Origin of the sequence: Pseudonocardia kujensis (genome assembly GCF_021283305.1) — a bacterium.
Classification (GTDB): domain Bacteria; phylum Actinomycetota; class Actinomycetes; order Mycobacteriales; family Pseudonocardiaceae; genus Pseudonocardia; species Pseudonocardia kujensis.
Genome location: NZ_JAJSOK010000030.1, coordinates 68,412 through 78,971, shown reverse-complemented (window position 1 = coordinate 78,971; position 10,560 = coordinate 68,412). Strand labels below are relative to the sequence as shown.

The 10,560-nt window shown below is 74.2% G+C and carries 6 protein-coding genes and 1 pseudogene; 1 reads left to right on the top strand and 6 read right to left on the bottom strand.

Annotation, left to right across the window (positions count from 1 at the left end; translation table 11 throughout):
- From LWC35_RS21220 to LWC35_RS21210, 3 genes are all read right to left on the bottom strand, one after another.
- A partial coding sequence (locus LWC35_RS21220) for an ATP-binding protein (RefSeq protein WP_232871920.1) occupies positions 1-2,961 on the bottom strand: 2,961 nt, incomplete at its 3' end.
- Positions 2,948-3,583, bottom strand: coding sequence for a hypothetical protein (locus tag LWC35_RS21215; RefSeq protein WP_232871919.1), 636 nt, complete (start codon positions 3,581-3,583; stop codon positions 2,948-2,950). The genes LWC35_RS21220 and LWC35_RS21215, both read right to left, overlap by 14 nt.
- Positions 3,584-3,585: 2 nt before the next feature.
- The gene (locus tag LWC35_RS21210) at positions 3,586-3,849 is read right to left on the bottom strand and encodes a hypothetical protein (RefSeq protein ID WP_232871918.1); all 264 of its coding nucleotides are present in this window, start codon (positions 3,847-3,849) and stop codon (positions 3,586-3,588) included.
- A gap of 528 nt (positions 3,850-4,377) precedes the next feature.
- Here LWC35_RS21210 and LWC35_RS21205 point away from each other — a divergent pair.
- A pseudogene (locus LWC35_RS21205) lies at positions 4,378-6,687 on the top strand ((Fe-S)-binding protein); the annotation flags it as partial.
- A 676-nt stretch (positions 6,688-7,363) separates the two neighbouring features.
- Here the strand turns inward: LWC35_RS21205 and LWC35_RS21200 are convergent.
- From LWC35_RS21200 to LWC35_RS40410, 3 genes are read right to left on the bottom strand one after another with little or no spacing between them, the layout of a single operon-like run.
- A complete protein-coding gene (locus LWC35_RS21200; protein WP_232871916.1) occupies positions 7,364-8,632 on the bottom strand; it encodes a hypothetical protein in 1,269 nt (422 codons plus the stop codon).
- Positions 8,633-8,672: 40 nt separating this feature from the next.
- Positions 8,673-9,287: a response regulator transcription factor gene (locus tag LWC35_RS21195; RefSeq protein WP_232871915.1), complete on the bottom strand. Its 615-nt coding sequence runs from the start codon at positions 9,285-9,287 to the stop codon at positions 8,673-8,675.
- Positions 9,284-10,474, bottom strand: coding sequence for a sensor histidine kinase (locus LWC35_RS40410; RefSeq protein ID WP_232871914.1), 1,191 nt, complete (start codon positions 10,472-10,474; stop codon positions 9,284-9,286). The genes LWC35_RS21195 and LWC35_RS40410 overlap by 4 nt, the downstream gene beginning before the upstream one ends.
- Positions 10,475-10,560: the final 86 nt, after the last annotated feature.

Sequence of the window (10,560 nt, the reverse complement as noted above, 5' to 3'; positions counted from 1 at the left end):
CCCGTCGACGGCGAGCTCGGCGTCCTCGTCGAGGTCGGCCCAGCCCTCCTCCAGGTCGTCGAGGAGGTCGAGCTGCTCGTCGTCGAGGTCGTCCAGGTCCGCCTCGGGGGAGGCGGGGACCACCTGCACGCCGCCGTCCCAGCCCGGCCGGCCGGGACCGACGCGGGTGGCCTCGCCGGTGCGGATCTCCGGCGCGGACAGGTCGACGGGGTCGAGGTCCTCGTCCAGATCGATTCCGCCCGGCGGCACGACGACCTGGCGCGCCCCGACCGGGCGCGGCTCGTCGGGCGCCCGCCCGGAGTCGGCGGCCAGCACCGGTGCCCCGCTGACGGCGACCCGGCTGGCGTCGGGGTTGGTGTCGAGGGCCTCGCGCACGTGGTCGAGGTGGGGTGCCTCGAGGTCGATCCGGATCTTCTCGACGCCGCCGTGGCCGTCGGCGAACACGAACTGGCGGGGGGTGTCGTCCGGCCGGTCGTCGTGCCGGGGGCGCGGGGAGAGCGTGCTCAGCATCTGCTCGTAGCCGACCCCGGTGGGGACCCGGAGCAGGCGCAACGCCTCGGTCTGCGCCTCCTCGTCGTCCGTGCGGCCGACGAACACGGCGTTGACCAGCGACGCGAAGCCGGAGACCCGCAGCAGGTCGCCCGCCAGCTGGGAGGCGAACAGGGCCCGGACGTTGAACTTGCGGGAGTCGCGGGCGAGCCGGTCGATGAGCACCTTGCCGGTGGGCACCTGGGACAGGAAGTGCGTCTCGTCGAGCGCGACGCCCTTGCGCAGGTTGCGGTCGGCCTCGTAGATCGTCCGCTGGGTCAGCCAGGAGGCCAGGTTGAGCAGCTCGACGGCCAGCGCCTCGTTGTCCGTCCACTCCTCGCGCGGGCTGCCCGGGCGGGGCAGCGTCATGCCCTGCATGGTGAGCACGGTCAACCGGTAGTCCCGGTCGGCGGCCCACGGGTCGTCCCGGCTCGTGTCCGGGAACAGCAGCGCGGCCTGCGGCAGCTCGCGGCGCTCCTCGAGGAAGTCCGCGACCACGCCGGCGTGGTCCTCGCCCTCGCGCTGGTGCCGGCGCAGCGCGTCGATGACCAGGCCCGGGTGCCGGTCCGGTGCGCCGCCGACCTCGCGCACCGCGCGGAGCAGCACGATCCGCGTGTGCGGCAGCCGGGCCACGTCGTAGGGCAGCAGGCCGGTGAGCACGTCGAGCACCAGCCGCCGGCGGGTGGCGGCGGCCAGGGACCGCTCGCGCCGCCAGGACCGCTCGGGGTCCTCGTCGTCGGCGAAGTGGTCCGGCCGCGGCTCGGCGACCACCCGGTACGGGTTGAGGATGCCCGGGTCGGCGCGCAGCAGGTTGATGTGCCGGGAGAAGGAGGCCAGCTCGGGCAGCCGGGTCAGCTCGGCCAGCGGGCCCGACGGGTCGAGCACCGTCCACCGTGCACCCGCGCGGAGGGTCTTGTAGACGATCAGGCCGGTGAGGAAGGACTTGCCGGACCCCAGCCCGCCGACGACGGCGGTGAGGCCGGAGGCCCGCCGGACCTCCTGGGCGAGCCACGGGTCCCAGGCCACCGGCCGGCGGGTCGCGGTGCAGGTCTCGCCGAGCATGATCCCGCGCCGGTCGCCCACGCTGGCCGTCGCGGCCGGGACCGCGGCCGCCGCCCAGGTGACGGAGCCGCGCCGCCGGTACGCCGTGGACGCCAGCGCCTCGCCGGGGATGAACTCGCGGGCGTAGCGGTACTGCGCCTCCGGGTGCTCGATCTGCACCTTCGGCGAGTAGAGGTCCAGCACCTGCTGGGCGCGTTGGATCGCCTCGCCCTCGTCCGGCCCGGAGACCGCGATCCGCCACCAGCCGTAGAGCCGCGTGTTGAGCTGGGTCAGGCCGCTGGTCAGCTCGTCCTCGACCTCGAGCACGCGGTCGGCCTGGCGGGCCAGCGACATCGGCGGCTCGAGGTCGTGGTCGTGGGTGTAGTGCCGGATCTGGCTGCGCACCTTGCCCATCTGGCGCTGCAGCTCGCCGGTCACCTCCTCCGGCCTGCGGATGTACATCCGCGCCGACCACTCCACCGGGAAGGGGAGCCGGTCGGAGTGCTGCATCCACGGGTCGTCGACCTCGGGGATGCGCAGCCCCTCCATCAGCCCGAGCGAGAGCACCGCGACGTCCCGGGTGACGGCCTGTCCGCGGACCCGGCCGGTCACCTTCACCGTGGGCGCGTAGGGCTCCTGGTGCAGCTCGACGCCGTCGGTGAAGGCCGCGAGGTCCTCCTCCTCCCACCGGGTCACGCCCACCGGGACCGACGACAGGCTGCGCGGCGCGGGCAGCCCGAGGGCGACCGAGCGGTGCATCAGCCACGCCATGTCCGACGCCGACGCGGGCACCCCGTCGAGCCCCGACCCGGCCACCAGCGCGTCGAGGTGGTTGAGCTCGGACTCCAGCGCGGACAGCTCGGCCCGCACCGCCGCCGGCACCACCCGGCCCAGTACGGGGGCCGCGCGCTCGAACCACCGGTCGATCATGCTGCGCCCGGAGACCTCGACGCCGAGGAAGACCTCCTTGTCGCTCATGGACAGTCCCATGAGATGGCGCTGCTCGCCCTCGAGGAAGGCGTCCCAGCCCAGGGCGCCCGGCACGTCGGGCATGCGGCCGAGGGCGTTCTTGTCGAAGGACTCCGCCCACATGTGCACCGGGTACGGGCGGGTGGTCACCCGCAGGTGCAGCCAGCGGCCCTGCAGCTCGCCGAGCTGTGCCGCGATCTGCCGGATGAGGATCTCGCGCTGGCTGTCGCTGCGGAAGCTCCACGCCTGCGGGGACAGCCGGTACCAGGCCATGACCTGGGCGGACGTGCGGGTGACGTGGCCGTCGATGCTGCGCAGCGCGATCGTCGGGCTGAACTTGGGGAGCTTGGCCTCGCCCTGCAGGGCGCGACCGGCGGGGCGGCGGCCGTCGCGGAAGGGGTCGCGCTGCTCACGCGCGGCCACGTCCGGCCCCCTTCCATCCGTTCGTGGCGGGCTTCCCGCTCGCCTTCCCGGGGGCCCCGCGGCGCTGCGCGGAGGTCGCCCAGGGCTGCGGCACAGAGGCCGTGCGTCCGACCCGGCGCGGCGCGGCCCGCACCGGGGTGACGTCGCGCAGCACGGGCGCCGCGTCGACGGCCTGCGGTGCCGGTTCGGGCGCGGGTTCCGGTTCGGCGCGCACGGCGGGCCGCGGCTCCGGGACGGACGGCCGGCCCGACCGGCCCGCCCGCGGGAGGGCCCGGTGCGTGCGGACGTGCGCGAACCGCACCGGCCCGCCCGCGCCACGCCGGCGCTGCCGAGGACCGGTGACCTCGTGCCGGAACAGCTCCGCGACCTGGCTCAGCGGGCGCTCGTAGTCGATCTTCTTCCCGAGGAACCGGGTGGCGACCACGGTCAGCACCAGCGCCCAGGCCACCGAGAAGAAGTCCAGCCCGATGCCGATCCGGCGCTGGACGAACATGATCACGATCATGACGAGCAGGCCGACACCGTAGGAGACGTACCGCGCGCGCCAGGGGAAGGTCGCGCGCGGCGGCCCCAACCAGACGGAGTCGACCCGGTACACCTCGTCGTCGGTGCGGACCAGCACGGCTAACCGGTGATCAGGCTGGCGAGGAAGCGGCCGACCTGCGGCCCGTTGCCGGACACGGCGATGCCCAGCGCGACGAGGCCGACGAGGAGGCCCACGCTGCGGCGGGCCACGCCGGCGTTGTCACCCCGCCCGCCGATCCACAGCAGGATGATGGCGATGCCCAGCAGGATGAGCGGGACGATGTTGTCCTGGATCCACCCCTGCAGGCCGTTCGTCGTGAGGTTCTGGGCGTACCAGAGGGTCCGGGCCCCTGGTCCGGTCATCGGTCTTCTCCTGCCGTGGTCGGGCGGACACCCTGCGGGAACGGGGGGAGCACGGGCCGCCAGCGGACCAGAGTAGCCACGACGGGCCCCGACCCTGCCGGGACCACGCCAGAGCCACCCGTTCGCACGCGTTTCCGGGTACCCCGCCGCACCCGTTCGCGCCAGACCTCGCACCGACCGTGAAGCGAGGCCCGCCGTCCGGGTGAGCGGCCCGCAGCCGCGCACGGCCGGTCACCGTGCGTCCCGCCCCGCGGGCCGACGAGCCGGGCATTCGGTGATTCCGCTCTCAGAAGGGCACCCTGACCACCCGGCCCTGACCGGGGGAGCAGCGGTTGCGGAGCGCGTCCGGCACCCCCCGTCACCGCAGCGTGCCGTACCCGTCACAGGGCACAGGGCCACTCCGGTGACCTATTCTCCCGCTCACGCGATTGTCGTCGCGAACCGCAACGAGGCCGCTTCGTGTTGCTACTCGTCAGTAACCACGCGTATAGCCTTCTTGCCGGGACCACGACAGGGAGGTTCGTCCACATGACCTGGGTGCAGTACGTGCTCGGCATCGTCACGGTGTTGTCCGCCGTCGTGGCCGTGGCGCTGGTGTGGCGCACGGCGGCGAGCATGGTGAGCATCATCCGCCTGGGCCAGGCCGACGGAACGCGCAGCGGCCCGTTCGGGCCGCGCTTCGCGACCATGCTCAAGGAGACACTGGGCCACACCCGGATGCTGAAGTGGAGCCACGTCGGTGTGTTCCACTGGCTGGTGATGGTCGGCTTCGGCGGGCTGTTCCTGGCGCTCGTCGAGGCGTTCGTCGAGGTGTGGAACCCGACCTGGCACCTGCCGGTCATCGGCGAATGGGGCCCGTACTCGCTGTGGGTCGAGATCCTCGGCGTGGGCACCGTGGTCGGCATCCTCCCGCTGATCGTGTACCGCCAGGTGAAGAACCCGCGCCGGCTCGGGCGGGCGTCGCGGTTCTACGGCTCGCACATGGGCCGCGCGTACTTCGTCGAGGCCATCGTGTTCCTCGAGGGGGTGGGCATCCTGGTGGTGCGCGCCTCGAAGATGGCCCTCGGCGCGTTCGACGCCCCGGACTGGTCGACCTTCGTCTCCGGCCCGCTGTCCACGGTCTTCCCGGGCAGCCCCACGCTGATCTCGGTGTTCGCCACGGTGAAGGTCCTCTCGGCCACGCTGTGGCTGATCGTGATCGCCGCCAAGCCCACGATGGGCGTGGCGTGGCACCGGTTCACCGCGTTCCCGAACATCTACTTCAAGCGCGAGGACGACGGGCGCAAGGCGCTCGGCAACGTCAAGCCGATGACCAGCCAGGGCAAGGTCCTGGACCTGGAGGAGGCCGACCCGGACACCGACACCTTCGGCGCCGGGCGGGTCGAGGACTTCACCTGGAAGGGCCTGCTCGACTTCACCACCTGCACCGAGTGCGGCCGCTGCCAGAGCCAGTGCCCGGCGTGGAACACCGAGAAGCCGCTCTCGCCGAAGCTGCTGGTCAACGCGCTGCGTGACCACGCCTACGCCAAGGCCCCGTACCTGCTCGCCGGTGGCCGCAAGGACATGACCGGCGAGGAGGTCGGGCTCACCGGCGACGACGCCGAGGCCCGCCTGGCCGCGATCCCGCAGGCCGCGGTCAAGGAGGCCGAACGCCCGCTGGTCGGCGGCGAGGACGTGCTCGGCGTCATCGACCCGGACATCCTGTGGTCCTGCACCACCTGCGGGGCGTGCGTGGAGCAGTGCCCGGTCGACATCGAGCACGTCGACCACATCGTCGACATGCGCCGCTACCAGGTCATGATCGAGACCGAGTTCCCCACGGAGCTGTCGGGGCTGTTCAAGAACCTGGAGAACAAGGGCAACCCCTGGGGCTCGAACCAGAAGGACCGCCTGGCCTGGACCCAGGACCTGCCCTTCGAGGTCCCGGTGTTCGACGGCGAGCTCTCGCCCGAGACCGAGTACATCTTCTGGGTCGGCTGCGCCGGCGCGTTCGACGACAACGCCAAGAAGACCACCCGCGCCACCGCCGAGCTGCTGCACCGGGCCGGGGTGAACTACGTGGTCCTGGGCACCGAGGAGACCTGCACCGGCGACCCGGCGCGGCGCGCGGGCAACGAGTTCCTGTTCCAGATGATGGCCCAGCAGACCGCCGAGATGCTCAACGCGGTGTTCGAGGGCCGCGAGCCGGGCACCCGCAAGATGGTCACCACCTGCCCGCACTGCCTCAACTCGCTCTCCCGCGAGTACCCGCAGCTGGATGGCCACTACGAGGTCATCCACCACACCCAGCTGCTCAACAAGCTCGTCCGCACCGGCAAGCTCGTCCCGGTCGCCGACCCGGACTCCTCCACGGCGGTCACCTACCACGACCCGTGCTACCTGGGCCGGCACAACGAGGTCTACGAGGAGCCCCGCGAGCTCGTCGCGGCCGTCGGCACGCTCACCGAGATGCCCCGGCACGCCGACCGCTCGATGTGCTGCGGCGCCGGCGGTGCGCGGATGTGGATGGAGGAGCGGATCGGGCAGCGGATCAACGTCACCCGCACCACCGAGGCGCTCGAGACCCTCTCCCCGGTCGGGGGCGACGGCGCGGCCGCCGCGGCGGGCACGATCGCCGTGGGTTGCCCGTTCTGCCGCACCATGATCGGCGACGGGCTCACCCAGAAGCAGGCCGGCGGCGAGGGCGAGCAGGTCCAGGTGCAGGACGTCGCACAGATGCTGCTCGCCTCGGTCCGGCGCGGCGACTCCGCCGTCGCGACGCCGGCCGACGCCCAGGCGACCGAGGGCGACGTCGCGCAGACCACGGCCTCCCCGCTCACCGAGAACACCCCGGCCGGTGCCGCCGACTCCGGCACGGCCACCGCGTCGACCTCGGCCGGGGCCGCGGCGGACACGGTGAAGCCGGCGGAGGCGCCCGGCGACGCCGTCGCGGAGAAGGCCGCCGACGCGGACGTCGCCGGTCCGGACGCGGACAAGGCCGAGGTCACGACCGAGATGAACGACGCCGCGGTCGCAGGCTCGGGCAAGGAGCCGACCGCGTCCGCGGAGGCGGAGACGGCCGGGCCGTCGGAGCCGCCCACCGGGTCGACCGAGGCGGCGAAGGAGGAGTCCGACGCGTCCGGGTCGAAGGGGGCGCCGTCCAACGGCTCCGCCCCGAAGCCGGAGACCAACGGCCACGCCCGCTCCGACGCCTCCTCGGGCACCGGCGACAAGGGCGAGTCCGGCTCCTGACGCAGTAGTTCCGTCACCGGCCCCGCGATCGTCGGATCGCGGGGCCGGTGGCGTTCTCGGGGAACGCGGCCCGACCGGTCGGCGGTGGCTGCGGGCGCGGCGGGCAGGAGTGGACCCTGGTCGTCGTTGCGGACCGCCCGCGGCCGTCGGTGGCCGCACATCGTCCCGGACGGCGATCTCGGCATCGGCGGCTCCCGGTGAACGGGGTTCACCACGGGGCGCGGCGCGACGCGTGGACGCCGACGGCCCGACTCGCGGGAGGCCAGAGGGCTCGCGGGGGCGCTCAGGGGCAGGGACGGAAGCCGGCGACCCGCCAGGTGGCCTTCGCGGTGTTCTCCGTACGCACGACGTCGACGGTGCCGAGGGCAGGGACGGCGCGGCCCCAGGCGGTGGCACAGCCGTCGAGGGCGACGACGGTGCCCGGCGGCGGGACCGGGGTGGGCGAGGTGGAGGCGCGGGGTGCGGCCGTGGAGCTGCCCGCCGGCACGTGGCTCGCGGCCACGCCGACCCCGGCGGTGCAGTCGGCGGTGCCGGTGGCCTGCGCCAGCTGGGTCTGTGCGGCCGGGTCGAGGAGGCGGCACACCGCCTCGGGGTCGGCCGGCGTCAGGCCCTGGCCGAGCTTGGTGAGGACGAGGTCGGGCCGGTCGTAGCCGAAGCCCTGCCGCAGCTGCGTCCCGGCCTGCTGCGCGATCTGCGTCTCCTGCTCGCGGACCTCGGCGGCGCGGAACTGGTAGCCCACGAACGACACCACACACAGTGCCGCCCCCACGGCCGCGAGCTGCCACCGCGGGAGCCGGAGCAGCCCGGCGACCAGCACCCCGATGCTCGCGGCGAAGGCCCAGGACCAGGGGTTCCCGGCGGTCTCGTGCACCAGCCCGGCCAGCAGCGCGACCCCGGCGACGTGCCAGGTCCAGCCCTTCAGCAGCCGGTCCAGGCGCAGCAGCGAGAGCAGCACGAGCACCACGAGCCCGGCGGCGACCGGGACCCACCAGCGCGCCTGGTCGTCGAACGCCACGAAGACGAACAGCAGCGCCGCGGCGCCCACGATCCCGAGGCCGATCGCGCCGCGCCAGCTCCGCGGACGGAACCTGCGCAACGCCTCCGCCGCCGGGGCCCGGGTCCCGCGGATTTCCGGTCCCTCGGGGTCGGGATCCGACGCGGAGGCGGACCGACCTCGGGGCCGGCCCCTCTCGCGCTCACCGTCCGGGCCCGGCCCTTCACCTGCGCCGCGCCGCCGGTCGATCCCGTCCGGCGCGCCCCGCTCCAGCTCGACCCGGTGCTGCTCGGCCCGGTGCTGCTCGACCCGGTCCTGATCCGTCCGGTCCTGATCCGTCCGGTCCTGATCCGCCCGGTCCTGCCGGGCCGCATCCCGCTCCGTCGGGGAACCGCCCTCGTCCCGACGGGCCACCTCCGTCCCGGGGCCCGACCGGTCGTCCTCCGTGGGGAAGCCCGACTCCCCACCGGACCGTCGGGCGGGGGCGTGCCGCCCACTGCGCCATGCCCCCGTCCCGGCGGCGGGGTCGGGGCGGGCTGCAGGGTCGCGGCGGTCCATCGCGGCCCAGCCTAGCGATCCGCCGCGCCCCGTAGCGGTCTCACAACCACCCGTGGTCGCGCGCCCGCTCCAGCGCCTCCACCCGGGTCGCGACGCCGAGCTTCTGCATCGCCGAGGACAGGTAGTTGCGGACGGTGCCGGCCGACAGGTGGACCCGCGCGGCGATGTCCCCCGCCGTGCCCGCCGGCCCCACCTGACCGACGCTGCGCAGGACCTGGAGCTCCCGCTCGGTGAGCGGGCAGTCCTCGGTGGTGAGGGCGGTCATGGCCAGGTCGGGGTCGACGTACCGGCCGCCGCCGTGCACCCGCCGGATCACGTCGGCGAGCAGCGAGGCCGGTGCACTCTTCGTCACGAAGCCCGCCGCCCCCGCCGCCAGCGCACGGCGCAGCACCCCGGGCCGGGCGTGCCGGGTCAGCACGATGCACCGGACCCCCGGCGCGTTCGCCTTCACCCACTGGGCGACCTCGGCGCCATCGAGTCCGGGCATCTCGACGTCGAGGACCGCGACGTCGGGCTTCTGCTCGGCGATGGCCGCCACCGCCTCGTCGCCGGAGCCCGCCTCGGCGACCACGGTCAGGTCCGTCTCGAGGTCGAGCAGCGCGCCGACAGCACCCCGGGTGAGCGACTCGTCGTCGGCGAGGACCAGCCGGATCACCGGCCGCTCCCGAGGACCGCCTCGAGCCGGTAGCCGCCCCGCCCGTCGCACCCGGCGGCGAGCCGTCCGGCGTGGTCCTCCAGGTATCGCTCCAGCCCGACGAGCCCGGTCCCGGCGCCGTCGCCGGGGCCGGTCACCCCGTCGTTGCACACCACGAGCCGGTCCGCGGCGATCTCGATGGTGCAGCTGCTCGGCTGGGCGTGCCGCAGCACGTTGGTCATGGCCTCGCGCAGGACGCGGCCGAGGACGTTGCGCGCCGCCGGCGCCACCGCCTCGGGGTCGCCGTGCACCTCCAGCGTCACCCCCGCGGAGCCGAGGACCGCCCGCGCCCCGGCGAGCTCGACGGCGAGATCGGTGTCCCGCGTGCTCCGCACCAGCGCCCTGACCTCGGTCAACGACTCGCGGGCCACCCGCTGCACCTCGTCCATCTCGGAGCGCGCCCGGTCGGGGTCGGCCTCCATCAGCCGCGCGGCGAGCTCGCTCTTGAAGGCGACGACCTCGAGCGCGTGCCCGAGGATGTCGTGCAGGTCGTCGGCGAGCCGGAGCCGCTCGCGGGCGGTGGCGAGCTCGGCGGCGGTGCGCCGCGAGTCGTCGAGGTCGGTGACGGCCTTGAACCACCACAGCCGCTCGACGTCGAGGCACCACATCCCGGCCACGTAGAACGTGGAGATCCCGGCGGCGAACCACGGCGAGACCGGGACGCCGCCGATGTCGGGGCCCACGAGTGCGCCGACGGCGTAGGTCGACCCGAGCACCACCAGTGTCGACCCGACCACCCACACCGCAATCACCCGCGCCCGCCGGCCCGCGACGACGTCGCCCAGGAGCACCCCGGCCACGAGCGCCCACGTCCAGCCGCCCCACGACGAGGCCACCCCGACGAGCGTGATCGCCAGACCCACCACGCACGCGGGCACGACGAACGCCGGCGGGGCGGGCGTGCCCAGCGACCGGACGTAGCGCCGGATCCGGATCAGGTGCAGCAGCATCGACGCCAGGTAGAGCGGCACGAGCGCCGCCAGCCAGGCCGGCCCCGGCAGCCCGGTCCACAGCACGAACGCGGGCACGAGCAGCAACCAGCCGACGGTCATCACCAGCCCGATCCGGCTGAACCGGCGGGCGGCCCGGACCTGCCGCTCCGTCGGCGAGGCGGCGAGCCGGCCCGTCAGCGGGCGGTCGATCGTCACGCCGACGACGGTATCCGAGCGCCCCGTCCCGGTCCGTACCTGCGACGCACCGGATGACAGCTGTCATGCCCGGACGTGTGCCGTGT